The following is a 17,995-nucleotide window of genomic DNA, read 5'->3' as shown; positions in this document are numbered from 1 at the left end:
GGTGGTTACCGGCGGGAGCCGCGTATTCGCCCGCTCGATTACCGGGCACCTGCCTGTCCCTGCCGCACCGGCGTGCATGGGTACCGGGTAGTTCGGGCAGCCCTACCCGTCCAGCGGCAGCCGGTAGATGTGGAAGGTGTACTCGTTCTCGAAGCTGTCCTGGAACGTCCCGCCGCTGTTGACGGCGAGGGCACGGTCTTCAAAGAGGACTTCGACCTCGCCGGGGGCGATCCCTTCCGGGAGCAGGAAGGTCCGCGGCCCCGGCTCCGTGCCGCCGTCGGCCATGGCGAACACGTAGGCGTATCCGTCGTGAACCTTCAGCATGGTGTCCAGGCCGGGGCCAAAGGAGTACTCGTAGGACTGGGTGTTGATTACCGGCGCCAGTTCGTGGATCTGCCGGTTCACCTCCCCCACGGCCTGTACCTGTTCCTGCCCGCAGAACGCGGGGTCCAGCTGGGAGGCGCGGAAGACGTTGGAGGTCATGCAGTCCCCCGAGAAACTCTGGTTGAAGTACAGGATGCCGCGGGCCTCGTTGATCACGGCGCTCATTACCGCTCCCTGGACCTGGCCAGGCTGGATATACCCGGAGTAGGTGCCCTCTGCCGGTCCCCCGTTCAGGTTCTCCACGAAGTGCCAGAGCTGCTGCAGCTCACCGTCTGCGGCGTCGCGCATCCGCAAGGCCTGGACGGCGCGGCCGTAGCTGGAAGCGGTGCGGCAGGCCGGCTGGGTGATCTCCACCAGATAGGGGCTGCGGTACGGCTGGAGCGAGCAGTGCGGAACCGTGTACCAGTACATGTCCATGGATACGACGTCGGTGGGTCCGTTCACCAGTGCCTCGGCCTCCGCGGCGGGGAAGTCATTGCTGATGATCATCTGGGTGAAGTTCGCCATCCGGAAGGTTCCCGGCGGTGCCTGCGCGGCGCGGGTCTCCAGCTGGCGCAGGCCGTCCGCCGGGCTGAAGCGGCCGTCCACTTCATCGTCCAGGAACGTACCTACCCAGTTGGGGCTCCCGGGATCAAAGGAGTCGTTGAGGCGGTCCCCGATCCAGAACACGCCGTTGTCCTCGAACAGGCTGAACGGCGTCTCCTCCGACATCCCGATGTAGGTGTTGATGCCCAGGGATTTGTCATACTGCACCTCTTCACCGGTGCTGATTCCGTTGTGCCAGGCGACAACCGGGAAGAAGCCCGGATCCGTCCACCCCGCCGCTTCCGCATTGGGGAAGGAAGCCCAGTATTCAGCGCCGCCCTCCCAGGGAACGCGGGGAAGGGACAGTACCGGCGGCGTCGGCTCCGCCGGGTCGGGCCGGGCATCAGCGCTGCACCCGGCCAGTGCGGCTGCAGCGAGCGCGCTGACCGCTGCCAGTGCGCCGGCAGCGGCTGCCGTTCTGCGATGCTGCTTCGCGCTGCGGATCACGGCGGACCACCCAAACCTGCCGTTCGCCCGCCGCCGGAGCTGTCCGGGCCCCGGGCAGCCGGCCCGTCGAAGCCCGGCTCCCCAATACCGGATCCGATACCGGCTCCGGGCCCAGCGAGTCCGCGGTAGGCGCCGCCCAAACCCACGGAAAGGAACAGCAGGGCAGCGGAAATGGAGAAGTTCAGCCCGTCGAAGAAGGACAGCAGCACCGCCCCGGCCAGGATGGCGGCGGCAAGCCCGGCGCCCAGCGCCCGGGACAGGCTGCTAGCCGGGAACCGGGTGTAGGCCGTGGACAGGGCAGCCCAGATCCCGGCCGACAGCAGCAGGAGAAGCAGCGCCAGGCCGATGATGCCCACTTCCACCAGAGCGGTCAGGTAGCCGTTGTCGAAAATGCGGTAATTGGGCAGGAACGTGCCAAACCCCCGCCCGAAAAACAGGTTCCGGACGGCAATCTCCGCTGCCACCACATAACTCTCGGTCCGGGACAGGGAACTCGAATCATTGCCCAGCGTCTGGAACATGCCCCGGACGGTGCCGGCGATGCCGGGCACACTCACGTACACCAGCCCCAGCAGCACGGCGAACGCGCCGAGCACCCGGATCCGGACCGCTGACGGCCAGGTGGGAATGAGGAACAGTACCCCCACTGCGGCTCCGATGAAGGCCGAGCGGGAGCCGGACATAATGCAGGCAAGTGTCAGCGCCAGCGCCGGCCACCAGCGTGCCGCCAAGCTGCGGCCCCTGTCCCACAGCGCCAGCGTCAGGGACAGGGGCAGGGCCATGGACAGCACGACGGCGTATTCCAATGGCTGCGTTGCCGTCCCGGAAGGGCGGATGAAATCCCCGCGGCTGGAGACCTCATGTCCGCCCTCGGCACTGAATCCGGGAAGGGATACCCAGTCAAGGAGTGTCTGGCTGGTGATGAACTGTGCCAGTCCCAGCAGACCGGACAGGCCGCTGATGAGCACCAGCCGCCGGATCAGCGTCAGCCACCGCCGGGGAGACACGATTCCGTCATTGGCCAGCAGCGCTATGCCAACCCAGCCGGCAACGCGCAGCATGCCGCTGTCTGCCGGGGAGGATTCACTGGGCGGCATGCCCTGCAGGTTCGACACCGCATAGCTGAGCAGCACGGCGGCCAGGAACAGCAGCAGGATCCACCGCACCGCCTTGGATCCTGCGTTCAGCCGTGTGGTGCGGCGCAGCCGTTCGAAGAACCACCAGAACAATCCCAGCAGGGCCCACAGTGTGGAGGGTCTGCCCATGGATCCCAGTGCCGTGATGGTCAGGTAGGACGGCACCGCCAGGGTGAGGATGAGGTACACGGTCAGGAAGGAAACGACGTCGCCCGCCACAGGGGCGGCAGGCTCCCCGCCGCTGCGGGCCCCAGCCGTCCGGGACGGCCCGGTTCCCGGCGCACTCACGCTGCGCTCCCGGCGGGCTCCGGTAGGGGCCTGGATGCCGCTTGCCGGTGCCGTCCGCCGGTTCTGCCTCCGGTCCTGCCGCCGGTTCCGGCGCGGCGGGCGGCGAACACATCGGCTGCGGCGGCGGCGGCGCAGGAAAGTCCCAGGCCGGTGATCGCCAGCACCAGCACGGCTTTAGCCTCTCCCATCCGGGTTTTGCCGAAGGAAGTGATGATCAAATCCTCCGGTGCGCGCTCCACGGTGATCAGGGCATCCGGACGGGCGCCGGCTTCCAGCTGCAGCGCATCGCTGACCTCCCGCACTTCGGCGTGGACCCGGTCGATTTCCGCGGCGACTTTCTCCGGGGTGGGTGCGGCGGCCTGTACCGAAAGCACCGGCCGGCTGAAGGAGGAGAGCCACTGCCCGCCGGTGTCCAGCATGCCAACCGAGGTGCCTTCGCGGATGCCGGTTCCGAAGAGGGAGGCGGTGGGCGAGGCGAGTTTCGCGGACTTGGTTCCGGCCAGGTACTGGCGCTCCACGATGGCGGTGAAGTCAATCAGGGTCTGCGGTTCGGTGCCGGTGAGGGTGCGGCCCTGTCCCGGGGTGCCGGGTTCCAGGAACACCAGGTCCGACTGCGCGGCATAGACCGGAGCGGACTGGCTTAGGAACACGAACGCGAGTCCCGTGCAGCAGAGTCCCGCCAGCAGCACGTACCAGCGGCGCCGCAGCACACTCAGGAGCTGGGCGGGAGTCACCGCGCCCTGGCGTCTTCCCCGACCAGCGGATCCGTGGTTCCGTGCTTCTCCGCTGCCGCCGGTGCCGCCGAAGCGGCCGGTGCCGCCGGTGTGGCGCGCCGGCTGCCGGCGCGGGTCGGCGGGTGCGGGTCCGGTCCGTCAGCGCCGGCGCCTCGGCGGTGCCGGGACTCTGCGGCAGGGGTTTCGGTCCGCCCCGCCCGGGCCAGCAGCAGCCCGTCGGCCAGGGCGGTGAACATCAGCGTTCCAGACAGGCCCACCACCACGGTCACGGCCAGCATCTGCAGCGTCTGCTTCGAGTTCAGGGTGGCTTCCGCGTCCACCACCACCGGCATGATGTCGATCCGCTGCACCGGGATGACGGCCAGTTCGTCCTGCATGCGGGTCAGCACGGCAGGGAGGGTTTCCATCGCCTGGTCCAGGACGGTCAGGGACTCGGCTTCGGTTTCCGCCGTTGCCTGGACAACCACGATAGAGCCGCTGGTGCTCCGGTCGGGTTCGATCGTGTATGTCGCCGACGGGTAGGCCTCCAGCACCCGGTCCCGTACCGCGGGTGCGTTCGCCTGCCGCACCAGTACGTCCAGTGCCTCGCTCATCCCGCCCAGCTGCAGGTACGGGTTTCCTTCATCCCCGACGGCAGCCGGCGGCGGCATCAGCACCATGCTGCCCTGCGCGTCATAGGACGGCGGGACAACCTGGCTGGCACCCCAGCACAGCACGGCGGTGAACAGGATCCCGGAAACGACAAGATACCAGCGGCGGACAATCACCTTCAGGCTTTGCGGCGTGGTCACGGCATCTCCCTTGTTCCAGCGCCGCGCAGGGCACCGATGCGTTCCTTGACCCGGTCCAGGCCGTCCTTGCCAACGGTGCGCAGCAGCACTGTCTTGGCTGCCGCCCGGACCCCGGAACCCAATGCACGCCGCGGCGTGTCCAGCAGCAGTTCCCGGGCCCGTTCGGCCGGGCCCGGGGGCTGCGCGCCGCTGAGCAGGCCGGGGAAACGCTGCCGGTGGGCTTCCGCGGAAACCCGGAAGCCGCGGACCCGGTTGCTGACGTTCCCGCCGTGGACCACCTGGAGCCAGCCTGCCGGGCCGGGGACTTCCCGCACCGGCATGCTGCGTCCCAGCAGGGTGTGCCAGTCCGCCCAGCAGGTCACAGCATCCGGCCACGGTTCGGCCACACTGCAAAAAGCGTTGGTCCGGTCGCGGCGGGCGAAGAGCCCGGTGCCGGCCAGGATGAGCCCGCTCGGCAGGTACAGGGCGGTGCGGCCGGCGGTCTTCGCTGCCGCCTGCTGCAGCCGCTGGACAAAGTCGGCGGCAATGCCGTCGTCGTTGTCCAGGTTGGTGGTCATCAGCATCCCTGCCGGCTCCGGAACCAGGCGGCGGAGATCGGCGAGCAGATCGCCCTTCTCCACTGCGGTCCGGTAGACCGGGGTGAACAGTCCGTCTGCGGACCATTCGCTGATCCGTTCGCGCAGCCAGGCCGGACTTTCCGGATCGAAGTAGATCAGCCACTTGAAACGGGTGCTGGTCTGCACCGCCACGGAGGGCAGGCAATAACGTTCAAACAGCCCGGCCCGCTCGCGCAGCCAGCCCTCGCGGGCCCGCACCAGGGATTCAGGTCCGGGGGTGGGCAGGTTGAAGCGGGTGATCAGGAAGTGGTCGCCCGTCCAGTCCCCGGCCGCGGCGTCGACGGCGTCCAGCATTGTGCGCGCCCGGGCATCCCAGGAATGCTGCCCGGCCAGCTGCTGCCGCTCCCGGACCCGGACGGGATCCGCCGGTTCGGCCAGGACCTTCCGCAGTGCCGCGGTGAATGCCTCCGGGCTGTTTTCCCGGACCACGTGGCCGGTGCCGAGCCAGCGGGCGGCCGGGAGGTCGGTGGAGACAACCGGCAGTCCGGCGGCGAGGTAATCCAGTGTTTTCAGCGGGAAGCTGGACCGGTTGAACTCGTTGTCCGCGTAGGGCGTGATGCCTGCCGCGGCGCGGGCGAGCCGGCCGGGGACCTCTGCCGGCGGAATTTCGCCCTCCCACGTCACGCTGCCGTGCCCCAGCAGGGCATCGAGTTCCGCCCGTACCTCCGGGTCCCGCTCCGTGCGCGGACCGACGAGCGCCAGCGGAATCCCGGCGGCGGCCACGGCCCTGAGGATGCCAAGGTCCAGCCGTTCGTTCAGCTGTCCCAGCAGCACAACGCCCCGGCGTTCCGCGTTGGTCCCGTGGGGCGGCCCCCCCGGGGGGGGCGCCACACACCCGTTGGGGAGGTGCAGAACCGCAGTTCCCGGCCGCAGCCGGCGCAACCGCTCAGCCAGGTCCCCGGTCACGGCGGCAACTACTTCAGCCTCCGCGAGGTTCCGCAGCATGGTGCGGCGTATCCGCGCCTCGGAAAGTCCCATCAGCGCGGCTCCGGACAGCCAGTCATCGGTTACAAAGAAGACTTTCACTCCGGTTTCCAGCCGCGGGAAGCTTGCCAGCGGCCCGGCCACAACGACGGCGCCGGGCAGCCTGCCTGCCCCGGTGGCCGTCCGCACGGCCCGGTGCAGCAGCCAGCGGGCCGCTGTGCCCAGCACCGGCCGCCAGGCTCCGGGCAGTACGGGCACGATCAGCCGGGTGAGCTGCGGAACAACCTCGACGGCTGCGGGCCGCAGTCCCCCGGCGGTGCCGCCGAAAACCGGTGCCGGCGGATCAACCCAAAGCACTTCCCGGTAATCGGCCAGCGCTCCGGCAAGGCGTTTTTCGGTACCAGCCAGATTGTCCCAGCGGGTGCCTGCCATCCAGACCAGCGTTCCCTTGTTCACGGCAGGCTCCCTTCTGCATGGGAAAGCGGCTGGCCGCCGGAACCGCGCGGGATCCTCCCGGTACTGCCCAGCAGTGCAGTGCCGCGCACCGGATCGTGGGCCAGCAGCACTAGGCGGCTGCCGGTGGTCAGGCCGGCCAGCAGCCGGTACCCGGCGGGTGAGACGGTGTCCGCCAAAACCACCAGGGCACAGCCGGAAAGGAATTCAACGCTCTCTTCCGCTGCGGAGGCGTCCGTCACGAAGGCAGCGGTCCGGAGCGCCTTCAGATGGGGCGCCGGGTGCGATGCGGAGGACCGCTGGATTGTGAGCGGGGGCAGTGAGGGGTTCAGCGCCAGCCCCCGGTCCAGTGCCCGCTCCAGCCGGCTGCCGGACGGTTCGCCGTACAGGACGGCGGAGTCGAGTCCTTCCCGGCGCAGCACGTCGGTGAGCGTCCGGGAGAACTCGTCGGTGACCAGCCGCTGTTTCAGCGGAGAAAGCCCTATCCGCAGGCGGCGGACCGCGCCGGTGCGCAGCCTCCAGCGCAGGCGGCGCAGCATCCGCTGCCGGGTCCGGCGCAGGGTGTGCTCCGCGGTGTCCTGCAACCGGCGCAGCGGGCCGCCGTGCCGGAGACCGGAGTTACCGGAGCCCGCACCTTCGGGTTCGGTTCCGGCCAGCGGAAGTCCGGAGTCCGCAGCGATGAACTGCAGTCCGCTCAGCGGCTGGCTGCAGGCGCTCAGGTGGCGCCGGAGCTCCGCGTTCCATTCTTCTGCTGAGTCCTCCGGTACGGGGCAGACCGAAGCCCGCGCCGGTGCGCTGCCTGCGACGGGAACTCCCAGGCACCGCCGCACGCGGTCAAGTTCGGGGTGGCGCAGCTGCTCGAAGCGCAGCGCGCCGGCTACCGCCTGGTCACGTTCCCCGGCACACAGCAGGGCCCGCAGATGGGTTGCCCACAGCACCGGGTCCGGGTCCGGGGCCGAACGGTCCGTAAAGGTATCCACCAGTGCCTGCGTGGTCCAGTCCCGGGCGGCCTCGGCGTTGCCTGCAGCCAGGTCGGTCCAGGCCGCACCAATCACGGCCTCGGGAATGAAGTAGTAGTTCAGGCACTTCAGGAACTCCCGCCGGGCTCCCTCGGTGTCCTGTTCCCGGAGCAGCTCCCATCCGGCCTCGAGGAACGCGCGGTCCCGCCCGCCCGTCCGGAAAACAGCCGGGGCGTTTTCCGCCGGAGCCAGGAACAGGCTTCCGGCGGGACCGGCCTGCACTATCCTCTCTCCGGGACGCTGCACTGCCTGAAGCTGCAGCCATTCGAGTACCTGGCTGCGGCGGGCCTGCACATGGGCCTCGTGCACCAGTTGTTGCCCGGCAGCAACTATGCCGTCCAGCCGGGGGCGGTCGGCCAGCAGCGCATCGAGCTTCTCGGCGATCTCGCCGGCATCACCGAGCACGCAGTTCTGCATGTCCGTGAATCCGAAGGCGGCGAGCGCGGGGCTGTCCTCCGCTACCAGGCAGGCCCCGGCCGCGGGGATTTCAAGATGCTTGCGCACCAGGTCCCGGGACATGCTGCCGCACGCGGGCACGAACATGCTGGCGCTGAGCAGCCGGGCATAGTCTTCCCCGAAGACGGTGCGGCCGCCGGCCTTGCCCCATCCGTAGTGCGGCATGGTCATGGTGGCGAAGCTGCGGGACAGCACCCGGCCGACGGCGTTGCGCCAGGGGTAGTGGCGTTCCTGGCTGCCGGTGAACAGGACCGGAATGTTCTTCTCCACGGGATAGGGATGGAAGACCGCCGGGTCCACGGAATTCGGCCAGACGAACAGGCGGTCCGCGATCTCCGGCGTGTACTCGGCCATGGCCACGGACGTGGTGAAAAACTGCTCCACACCCCACCGGTCCATGTCTGAGAGGAAGACGGCGCGGGCCAGGTCATAGGGGTCCGAATGCAGGAACCCGAGTTTGGGGATCTCCGGGCGGCCTGCGGTGTTCCGGATGCTGCGTTCCCCGGCGTAGACACCGGATTCGAACACGCACAGGTCGGGTTCGAACGCGTCGCATTCCGCACCGTAGTCGCAGTCCCGGTCAATGACCCGCACGTCGAAGAAGTGCTGCAGGGTCTGCACGTGTTCATCCAGGTGCCGGTTGAGGAAGCCCGGCAGCCCGGGCTTGGCCCAGCGGAAGAACAGCAGCCTCGGTTTGCTCTGGGTCGCGGGGATCATACGGTGCTCTCCTTGGTTGGCCGCAGCCGTGCCAGCAGCGGGCGTTCCAGTCGGTCGTAGGCTGCCAGCAGGTTTCCGGCCCGTCCCCGCACCGCCTCCGGTAGGACCCGGCGGAGCATCGGAGCGCTGAGCACCAGGTAGGTGGCGCAGCCGGTGAACCCGCCCAGCAGCAGCCGGCCCACGTCCCCGCCGGCAAGGGAGGCGGCTGCCAGAGCCAGCACGGCAGCTGCGGAAGCAGCCAGCGCCGGTGCTGCCGCTGCCCGGGCCAGGAGCCGGCCGGGAGCCGGAACAGTGCCCCGGACTGCCCGCAGGTACAGCGGCATGATGACTGCGGTGATCACGGCGACGTGTACCCACGCGGCGCCGGGCAGCCCGAACGGGCCCAGACTGAGACCGACCGCAGGGACGAGCAGCACCAGCCACGCCGCCTGCACGCCGAAGACGGCGCCGGCCCGCCCCTGGCCTACCAGCAGGTTCGAGAACAGCAGCGAAAGCGCAAAGACACCTCCGTACAGCGCCAGGATCCTCAGCACCAGAGCCGCCGGCGCCCAGGTTCCCCCGTAGAGCACGGCCACCAGCTCCCCGGCGAGCGCCACGGTCAGGGCAGTGACGGGGAACGCGATGAGGGCGACCAGGCGGGAGGTCCGGGACAGGAATCCGCGCAGTTCCGCCGATCCGGCGCCCATCGCGGAGAACGCCGGCATCGCTACTGAATTGATCGTGGAGCTCATCACGGAGGTGGACCAGGACGCCACGGTGAAAGCCAGGGTGTAGATGCCTAGTTCCACCGGTCCCAGGAAGGCGCCGATGATCGCGTAGTCGGCGTTGAGCAGGCTGTAGCCCAGCAGGTTCGCACCCGCCAGCGGCAGTCCGAAGCGCAGCACCGGCCCCACTTCCGCCCGGCGCAGCCGCGGCCAGTACGTCCGGTCCACGCTCAGCGCCATGACCACGCCGCTGATGAGCTGGCTGACCACGCGGGACCAGGCGAAGGCCATGGCTCCGTCGCCGTTCATTGCCATCAGCACCAGCACCAGGTTCGCCGGCAGAAAGGCAACCGCGGACGCGAGGAACACCTTGCCCTGCCGGAACTCTCGGACCAGCAGCGCTCCGGGAACGGTGAAGACACCGCCCAGGACGACGGCGATGGCCAGGACCCGGATGGGAGCAGCTGCCTCCGGCACGCCAAGCAGCCCGGCGAGCGGATCCGCGGCCAGGGCCATGCCGGCGGCCAGGGCGAAAGAGCTGAGGATGGCGAGCAGGGCCACGGTTGAGGCCACCCGGTCCGGATCCAGGTCCCGCCGGGCAACGCAGGAGGACAGGCCCAGTTCACCGAAGCTGGAGACGATCGCGTGGACAACCAGGGCAGCGGCAAAGACGCCGAATTCATGCGGGGTCACCAGCCGCACCACAACCACCATGACGGCAATCCCCGCCAGCTTCATCATCAGCGCGTTCGCACCGCTCCAGAGGGCGCCGCGGACGGCACGCGCCCCGATGCCTGCCAGGCCGGCGGACTCTGACGGGGCTGTCACCGCAGCGCCTGGCCGAGCGTTTCGGCGACGTATTCCTGCTGTGTCCGGCTCAGGTGCGGATGCAGCGGCAGCGAGAGCAGGCGGGCAGCGGCGTCCTCGCTCACCGGGAAGTCTCCCGGACCGTAGCCCAGATGGGCGTAGGCACCGGTCAGGTGCACCGGCACCGGGTAATGGATTCCGGCGCCGATGCCCGCGTCCGTGAGCACCCGCAGGATCCTCTCCCGTTCTTCGGCCGGGACCCGAACCGCGTAGATGTGCCAGACATCCGTGTTGCCGTCCGCGCTGGCCGGCAGCACCAGCCCGGGAATCCCGGCGAGCAGTTCCTGGTAGGCGGACGCAGCGTCCCGGCGCCGCTGGTTCCATGCTGCGAGCCGCTTGAGTTTGGCGCTCAGCACCACAGCCTGCACCGCGTCCAGCCGCGAGTTCATGCCCGCCACTTCGTGCCGGTACTTAACCCGGCTGCCGTGGTCCGCGAGCAGCCGCACCCGGTCAGCCGTGTCAGTGTCTTCGGTCAGGACCGCTCCGGCGTCCCCCGCGGCACCGAGGTTCTTGCCGGGGTAGAAACTGGTTCCCGCGGCGTCGCCCAGGGTTCCGGCCTTCCGGCCAAACCGTTCGGCGCCCTGTGCCTGCGCGGCGTCTTCCACGATCGCCGCGCCAAAGCGCCTGGCAGTGAAGGCCAGCGCCTCCACGGGGGCCGTCTGCCCGAACAGGTGCACGGGCATCAGGGCGCGGGTCTTGGGTCCTGCTGCCTGGGCTGCCTTGGCCGGGTCGATGAGCAGGTGTTCGGGATCGACGTCGGCCAGCACCGGCAGGGCGCCGGCACGGGAAACCGCTTCCGCGGTGGCAATGAAAGTGTTGGCCGGCAGGATCACTTCCGTCCCGGGTTCCACGCCGCAGGCCCGCAGCGCCAGTTCCAGCGCGTCGGTGCCGTTGGCAACTCCTACGCAGTGGGCACTGCCGAGCCACTGGCCGTAGGCTTCCTCGAAGCCGGCAACATGGCGGCCGCCGATAAACGCGGTGGCGGCAAAGACTTCCTTGAGCCCGGCCTGGATTTCCTCGTCGACTTCGGCATGCTGTGCAGCCAGGTCCACCAGCGGCACCTTCAGGGCAGGAGGTGTCTTCATCGGGGGTCCTTCCAGTTCTTTGGTCCCGGAACCGCAGCCGGCACGCGTTCAGCCGCGGCCCGCAGTTCCCTGGCGGGCACTCCGGCCCAGGTCTGGCCGCCGGGAAGATCCCGCAGGACCGCCGATCCCATGCCCACCACGGTGCCTGCCCCGATCCGTACGCCCTGCCGGACGGTGGCGCCCATGCCCAGGTAGGCCCCGGAACCGATGCGCACGCCTCCGCCCAGGCACACGCCCGAGGTGAGGGTGGCGTAGTCCTCCACCACGTCGTCGTGCGTCAGGGTGCAGTTGGGCATCACGGCGACGTGACGGCCCACCGTGACGGCGGCCGTCAGGACTGTCCCGGCGAGCAGGATACTTCCGGCCCCCACGGTGCAGCCGTCACTCAGGTGCACTGCCGGGTCCACGAAGGTGGCGAACCGGTCTTCCCCCACGCCGGACCGGGCCAGCGTCTGGACCATGCCGGCACGCGCCGTTCCGGAACCTGCGCAGGCCAGGAAGCTGCAGCGCGGGTAGTTCCCTGCGTCGCTGAGCCCGCCGAGCACGGGAACCCCGTCCACCATCGAGGAGTGCAGGGCGCGGTCATCATCCAGGAACCCGAAGATCCGGTACTCCTGGGTGCGCCGCAGCGCGGCCAGCACTTCACGCGCCAGCCCTCCGGCCCCCAGCAGCACCAGCGTCGGTATGCTCATGGTTTCCTGCCGCTGCCGGCCACGGCCTCGATCACCCTCGCCTGTTCGGACTCGGTCATTTCGTGGAACAGCGGCAGGATGAGGGTGTTGGCGCTGAGCCGTTCGGTGGCTTCCAGCGGCGCGGAGCCCGTGTCCCGGTGCCGGTAGGCTGGTTCCAGATGCGCTGCCATGATGCCGCGGCGCGCGGAGATCTCCTGCCCGGCGAGTGCCTCGAGCACCCCGTTGCGGTCCGTGCCAAAACCGGGGAGGACTTCAACCCAGTAGGACTGGAAGTTCGATTCGCCCCATGGCGGGTCGGCGACCGGGCGCAGGAACTCGATCTCCGCGAACGCCTTCGTGTAGCCGGCTGCCAGTTCCCTCCGGCGGCGCACCACGGCGTCGAGCCGGTCGAGCTGGACCAGGCCCACGGCTGCCTGCAGGTCCGTCATCCGGTAGTTGTAGCCCACCTCGGTGTACGCCTCCGCGGGGGCCAGGATGCTGGCGCTGCGTTCCGCTGCGGAGAGGCTCATGGCGTGCTCGCGCAGGGTCCGGGCGCGTGCCGCCCACTCGGGGTTCGACGTCGTGAGCATTCCCCCTTCCCCGGTGGTTAGGATTTTCCGGGGGTGGAAGGACCAGGCGGCGATTTCCGCGCCGGCGCCGGCGGGCCGGCCCGCGTAGCGGGAACCGGCCGCGCAGGCCGCATCCTCCAGCACGGTGATGCCCAGCGGATCGCAGAGAGCACGCAGCGGGACCAGGTCCACCGGCACTCCGCCCTGGTCCACTGCGATCACGGCGCGGGTGGCCGGGGTCAGTGCCGCCTGGACGGTCTCAGCCGTGAGGTTCCCGGTGCCGGGGTCCACGTCTGCGAACACGGGCCGGGCGCCCACATAGGTGGGAGCGTTGGCGGTGGCAATAAAGGAGAAGGAGGGCACAACGACGTCGTCTCCCGGGCCCACGCCCGCGACGATCAGCGCCAGGTGCAGGGCCGTGGTGCAGCTGGAGGCGGCCACTGCGTGTCCGGCCTCCATGCGCGCGGCGAAGGCGGCCTCGAACTGCGCGGTGCGCGGTCCCTGAGCGATCCACCCGGAGGAAATGACTTCGCTCACCGCGGCGGCTTCCGCGGCCCCCAGCCACGGCTTCATCACGTTAATCCGGCTCATGCTTCGCTGCTCCCCCGTCCCGCTGCGATCTCCGAGCGCAGCGGAAGCCACCACTGCACCAGCTCGGCGAGGCCTTTGGCCAGCGGAACCTCCGCCCGGAAACCCAGGTCGGTGTGCGCCGCGGAGGTGTCCGCGAGCCGCCGGGTGACGCCGTTGACGGCGCGTTCGGGACCGAATTCGACGTCGAGGTCCGAGTTCATGACCCCGAGAAGCGCCTGCGCCAGTTCCAGCAGGCTCGTTTCCGTGCCGCTGGCAACGTTGTAGATCCCGGCCGGTGCGTTCTGCACTGCAGCCAGGAGGTTGGCCCGGGCAATGTCTGCCGTGTAGATGAAGTCCATGGTCTGGGCGCCGTCGCCGAAGATCAGCGGCGGGCGGCCATCCGCGATGCGTTCCATCCAGCGCACCAGCACTTCGGTGTAGACACCGTGGACGTCCATGCGCGGCCCGTAGACGTTGAAGTAGCGCAGCCCGGTGTAGGCCAGCCCGTACATGGAATGGAAGCTGCGGAGCATGCCCTCGTTGAAGGCTTTCGCGGCACCGTAGAACGTGTCGTTGCTGTGCAGGTGGTGGTTCTCCGGCGTCGGGAACACTTCGGCCAGTCCGTAGACCGAGGCGCTGGACGCGGCCACCACGCGGGCCACTCCGTGCGCAGCGGCGGCCTCCAGCACGTTGAACGTGCCGTCCGCCAGCACTTCAAGGGCCAGCCGCGGGTCTTCGGCGCACTGGGTGATGCGGATGGCGGCCTGGTGGAACACCAGGTCGGTGCCTCGGGTGAGGTCATGAACCGCGTCCCGGTCCCGGATGTCTGCCTCATACAGGCTCACGCGCGAATCGGCCAGGGCATCAGCAAGGTTGGCGCGCCGCCCGCGGACCAGGTTGTCCAGCACACGCACCTCCCCCGCTCCGGCGTCGAGCAGCTGGTCAACGATTGCGGAGCCGATGGTTCCGGCGCCGCCGGTGACCAGTACGCGGGCACCGCGCAGTGATTGGGTCTGTGTCATGAGGCGGATTCCAGTTCGAGAGTGGGACGGAGGGTGACGGGGGCACCGCTCACCTGGCTGTGGGTGGCGGCTTCCAGGACGGAAAGGACCCGGACCCCGGCGGTGCCGCTGGTCAGCGCCGGCCGCCGGGACCGGATGGCGGCGGCGAACTCGGTGACCATTGCGGACAGTGCCTCGTGCTCGGGCAGGGCCGGTGACCAGGTGTCTCCGAGACGGTAGGAAACGTTGGATTGGGAGCGTTCTTCTTCACCCGTTTCCCGTGCCGTGCGGGAAAGGTCAACGCCGCGGTCATAAACGCTCAGCCGCTGCTGCGGGTTGAGATCGTCCCAGACCAGGGTGCGCCGGCTGCCGCCAATCACCAGCTGGCGGATCTTGGTGGGGCTGAGCCAGTTCACGTGGATGTGTGCCATGGCGCCGGTGTCCAGTTCAAGGACCAGGTGGCCCACGCAGGAGGTTCCCGCGCCCAGCGGATCGGAGCCGTGGGCGGAAACCCGCACCGGCCGCAGGCCGCCCGGCAGGACAAAGTCCAGGATGGCCAGATCGTGCGGGGCCAGGTCCCAGAAAACGTCGACGTCGGGCTGGATGAGTCCCAGGTTGATGCGCACGGAGTCGATGAACAGGATTTCCCCCAGCTCACCCGTGGCCACCAGCTCCCGGATTTTCAGGACCGCGGGGGTGTAGCAGTAGGTGTGGTCTGCCATCAGGACCAGCCCGGCGGCTTCGGCCTGCGCCACCATCTGCTCCCCGCGGGCCAGGGAATCGGCCAGCGGCTTTTCCACCAGCACGTGCTTGCCTGCGGCCAGGGCCGCTGTGGCCAGCCCGTGGTGGGTGCGTGCCGGGGTGGCGATGGCAACGGCGTCGAGGTCCGGGTTCTGCAGCAGCTCCTGAACGGAACCGGTGACCGGCACCGCGCCGACGCTCCGGGCCAGGCGTGTGGCCTTGTCGGTGTCCAGGTCGCAGATCGCTGCCAGCTGCCAGTCCGGCCCTGCGTTGAAGTTGCGGGCGAGGTTGGGACCCCAGTAGCCGGCGCCGATGACTGCCACCGAAAGCGGTGTTTCGGGCAACGCCGTTCCAGGGGATGGGGAAGGGTGCACTTGGAGACCTGCGTTCTGTCCGCAGCCGGGTGGCTGAGCTCGATGACTGCGCGTCACCCTACGAAGCAGCAGCAGCAGGCCGGATGAGTACCGGCTACGGGTCGTTACCCGGCGTTACCCGGCCGTTCCCGGAGTGCGGCGGGTAATCCTTCCCGCGCTTTACTCCCCCACCAGCTCCGCGGTCAGTTCTTCACGCCGGCTGATCCCCAGCTTCTCGAAGATCCGGTAGATGTGCCCTTCCACGGTCCGAACGGACAGGAAGAGCCGCCCGGCGATCTCCGCGTTCCGGTAGCCCCTCGCCACCAGTGCTGCGACGTCCTTCTCGCGGCGGGTGAGGGACGGCGGGGCCATGGCGTTCCGGCCGGCGCCGGTGTTCTCCGAAGACTTGCCGATGGCACGCTGGACCCGCTGGATCTGGGTGCGGTCTCCCCCGGCCTTCGCCAGCCGCAGCGCCTCGTGCAGCGCCAAAGGGGCCAGGGCTGCGGCGTCGGCGTCTCCGGATTCGCCCGACTCGCCGGCGAAACGCAGGAGCCCGGAGACATCCTGGTCCAGCACGGCCCGGGCAAAGATGTTGACTGCTCGGGCGCGCGGTCCCTGTACGTCCTCGGAGAGTTTCAGCAGCCGGTTCATGGTGGTCGGATCACCGGCGGACATGCTCAGGCAGCGCAGTTCGAATTCCGCCGCTACCAGTCCGTGCTCCTCTGCCTGCTCCGCTGCTTCACGCAAGGCGGTCAGGGCCCTGGGGTCCCCGGTCCGGGCATACTCGGCGGCCAGCCGGTTTCCCCGGGCAATGACCCGGGTGCCGGCTGTACCGCGTGGTTCCAGGCTGTCCCAGTCCGCCAGGAGCTCATCGGCCCGGCCTGTGTCTCCGGCAGCGGCGGCCAGCTGGGCGGCGATGGACAGGGCCAGTGACAGGCTGCCGTCCGGGTCGTGGGTGCGCATGCCCTCAATGGCGGCGGTGAGTTTGGGCAGTGCTGCTTCGAGGTTCCCGCGGCGCAGTTCCATCACTGCCATGCACATGTCCACCGTGCCGCCTACCTGCAGGGCGCTGCGCGAGGTGGTGGCAAAGTCCTGGTGGACAGAGCTGCTGACCTCATCCCAGTAGCCTGCCCACAGCAGCGCTGAGAGGTGGCGGTGCAGCACAAACTGGTAGTACGTCAGGAACCTGTGGTCGCTGTGCGTCACGATCGCCAGCGCCTCCCGGGTGAAGTGCACCGCCGTTTCCGACCGGCCGCTGCCGGCATGGATTTCACCCATCAGGGCCGTCGCCACCATCACGGCTTCGGTGTCTTCGGCTGCCCGGGCTTCTTCGAGCAGCCCTTCCACCAACACCCCAGTGCTGCGGTAGTTGCCCTCAGCGACCTCGATCAGTGCGCCCAGCAGCGCAACACCGCGCCGGGACGAATCGATGTCTGTGCGCAGCTCAGCATCCAGCGTTCCCGCTGCATCGGCTGCAGCCGCGATTCGGGAAATGGCTGCTTCCCAGGCAGCCCGGGCGGCACCGAGCCGCTGAGCGGCATCGGACAGCCGCTGGCCCAGCTGGACCCGCAGCAGCGTCCCCATTTTCGCCGTCGTGAGGTCCGTGGCGGCCTCGACCGTTCCATTGACCAGTTCCTGCGCGGCGTCGAAGTTGGTGCGCTGGAAATGGGCGCGGGCTTTCTGGACCCGGGCAGCAGGCAGCAGCGCCGGGTCCTGGACCTCGCGTGCTGCCCGGAGGGCGAAATCGCTGTCGAAGAAGTTGTTGGCCATAAAGGCAGCCCGGAGAAGCTGCTCGTCCGGAACAGCCGCGCCGCAGTCCAGGGACCACCCCACACTGCGCAGCAGGCCATCCATGGATTCAGTGTCCTCAGGCATGATCTCCAGGACACGCTGGCGGAGGCGGGCGCTGCGCGCAGCTGGCACCATGTGCCGCACCAGCTGGCCGTACAGGGGGTGCCGCGGCCGGAGCAGGCGGTTGCCGTCGTCCTCGACGCTGACCAGGTTGGCGGCCGTCAGTGCGTCCACGGAACGGTGCAGTCCCAGCTTGAAGGCCACCGCCACGGGCACCGGTTCGGCAAGCGCGATGATTTCCATTGCTTCGCGCTCGTCGCTGGAGAGCCCCGAGAGCTGGGCCTTCAGCAGGTCGCCCAGGCGTCCCTGCGGCGGATCAGCGTTGGCGCCCATCAGCCAGACACCGTGGCGTTCGGCCAGGGCACCGGCGCGCCGGGTTTCAGCGACCAGCGCCAGGACGAACATGGGATTTCCGCCGCTCCGCCGGGCCAGTTCGGCGCTGGTAGTGCTCAGCACCGGACCCCCGAGCACCTGGGAGCAAAGTTCGTGCACCTGGGTGTCAGTAAGCGGGGGCAGGTGGTGGCGGGAAATGATCCCGCTCCAAACCTGCGAGGGTATGCCCGCCGGAATATCAGTGATGCTGCGGGTGAGGATCAGCATCCGGACCCTGCCGGAGGCCATCAGCTGGGAGAGCAGGTCGGCGCTGGATTCGTCCAGGGCATGGGCGTCATCCACTACCAGCAGCGGCGTGGCGGCGGTGCCGGCTTCCCCGGCCGGGCGCAGCCTGCCCAGCAGTGCGCGCATCACGGCCAGCGGGGAATCGGTCTCCTCGGCAGAGAGCACCGGAAGCAGCGGGGCCAGCGCACCAAAAGGTATCCCGGTCAGCGCGGAACTGGCATGGATCCGGTGGACGGGCATCTCCTGCCCGAGTTTGGCGGACACAACATTCGCCAGGGCACTTTTGCCCATGCCTGCCTCCGCTACTACCAGCGCGCCGCGCAGCTCGGCCGAACGCAGGTCTGCCAGGACCGCCGCTATCTCGGGGTCCCGGCCGACCAGCGCCTGTGAAGCAAAACCTTGCATTATTCCCCC

General features: G+C 69.1%; 13 protein-coding genes. All 13 read right to left on the bottom strand.

The window, feature by feature from the left end; translation table 11 throughout:
* Positions 1 to 102 precede the first annotated feature (102 nt).
* Complete coding sequence (locus TVC13_RS05940) at positions 103 to 1,416, bottom strand: hypothetical protein (protein ID WP_422400305.1); 1,314 nt, start codon at positions 1,414 to 1,416, stop codon at positions 103 to 105.
* Positions 1,413 to 2,840, bottom strand: a complete 1,428-nt coding sequence (locus TVC13_RS05935; protein WP_422400304.1) for an O-antigen ligase family protein — start codon at positions 2,838 to 2,840, stop codon at positions 1,413 to 1,415. The genes TVC13_RS05940 and TVC13_RS05935 overlap by 4 nt, the downstream gene beginning before the upstream one ends.
* Positions 2,837 to 3,574 (bottom strand): hypothetical protein, encoded by a 738-nt coding sequence (locus TVC13_RS05930; RefSeq protein WP_422400303.1) that lies wholly within the window; start codon positions 3,572 to 3,574, stop codon positions 2,837 to 2,839. The genes TVC13_RS05935 and TVC13_RS05930 overlap by 4 nt, the downstream gene beginning before the upstream one ends.
* Positions 3,571 to 4,365: a hypothetical protein gene (locus tag TVC13_RS05925; protein ID WP_422400302.1), complete on the bottom strand. Its 795-nt coding sequence runs from the start codon at positions 4,363 to 4,365 to the stop codon at positions 3,571 to 3,573. Before TVC13_RS05925 ends, TVC13_RS05930 begins: the two co-directional genes overlap by 4 nt.
* Positions 4,362 to 6,362: a glycosyltransferase gene (locus TVC13_RS05920; protein WP_422400301.1), complete on the bottom strand. Its 2,001-nt coding sequence runs from the start codon at positions 6,360 to 6,362 to the stop codon at positions 4,362 to 4,364. The genes TVC13_RS05925 and TVC13_RS05920 overlap by 4 nt, the downstream gene beginning before the upstream one ends.
* The gene (locus TVC13_RS05915; RefSeq protein ID WP_422400300.1) at positions 6,359 to 8,551 is read right to left on the bottom strand and encodes a glycosyltransferase family protein; all 2,193 of its coding nucleotides are present in this window, start codon (positions 8,549 to 8,551) and stop codon (positions 6,359 to 6,361) included. Before TVC13_RS05915 ends, TVC13_RS05920 begins: the two co-directional genes overlap by 4 nt.
* Positions 8,548 to 10,083 carry an oligosaccharide flippase family protein gene (locus TVC13_RS05910; RefSeq protein WP_422400299.1) on the bottom strand — a complete coding sequence of 512 codons (1,536 nt, stop codon included), beginning with the start codon at positions 10,081 to 10,083 and terminating at the stop codon, positions 8,548 to 8,550. Before TVC13_RS05910 ends, TVC13_RS05915 begins: the two co-directional genes overlap by 4 nt.
* On the bottom strand, positions 10,080 to 11,207 hold the full coding sequence (locus TVC13_RS05905; RefSeq protein WP_422400298.1) for a DegT/DnrJ/EryC1/StrS family aminotransferase: 1,128 nt from the start codon (positions 11,205 to 11,207) through the stop codon (positions 10,080 to 10,082). Before TVC13_RS05905 ends, TVC13_RS05910 begins: the two co-directional genes overlap by 4 nt.
* Positions 11,204 to 11,899: an acetyltransferase gene (locus tag TVC13_RS05900; protein WP_422400297.1), complete on the bottom strand. Its 696-nt coding sequence runs from the start codon at positions 11,897 to 11,899 to the stop codon at positions 11,204 to 11,206. Before TVC13_RS05900 ends, TVC13_RS05905 begins: the two co-directional genes overlap by 4 nt.
* Positions 11,896 to 13,038: a DegT/DnrJ/EryC1/StrS family aminotransferase gene (locus TVC13_RS05895; protein ID WP_422400296.1), complete on the bottom strand. Its 1,143-nt coding sequence runs from the start codon at positions 13,036 to 13,038 to the stop codon at positions 11,896 to 11,898. Before TVC13_RS05895 ends, TVC13_RS05900 begins: the two co-directional genes overlap by 4 nt.
* Complete coding sequence (locus TVC13_RS05890; RefSeq protein ID WP_422400295.1) at positions 13,035 to 14,039, bottom strand: NAD-dependent epimerase/dehydratase family protein; 1,005 nt, start codon at positions 14,037 to 14,039, stop codon at positions 13,035 to 13,037. The genes TVC13_RS05895 and TVC13_RS05890 overlap by 4 nt, the downstream gene beginning before the upstream one ends.
* On the bottom strand, positions 14,036 to 15,103 hold the full coding sequence (locus TVC13_RS05885; RefSeq protein WP_422400294.1) for a Gfo/Idh/MocA family protein: 1,068 nt from the start codon (positions 15,101 to 15,103) through the stop codon (positions 14,036 to 14,038). The genes TVC13_RS05890 and TVC13_RS05885 overlap by 4 nt, the downstream gene beginning before the upstream one ends.
* A gap of 189 nt (positions 15,104 to 15,292) precedes the next feature.
* A complete protein-coding gene (locus tag TVC13_RS05880; protein WP_422400293.1) occupies positions 15,293 to 17,986 on the bottom strand; it encodes a LuxR C-terminal-related transcriptional regulator in 2,694 nt (897 codons plus the stop codon).
* Positions 17,987 to 17,995 lie beyond the last annotated feature (9 nt).

This window comes from Arthrobacter sp. 3Tela_A (genome assembly GCF_049311025.1).
Lineage (GTDB): Bacteria > Actinomycetota > Actinomycetes > Actinomycetales > Micrococcaceae > Arthrobacter_B.
The sequence above is the reverse complement of the archived record's forward strand: the minus strand, read 5'-3'. Positions and strand labels throughout refer to the sequence as shown.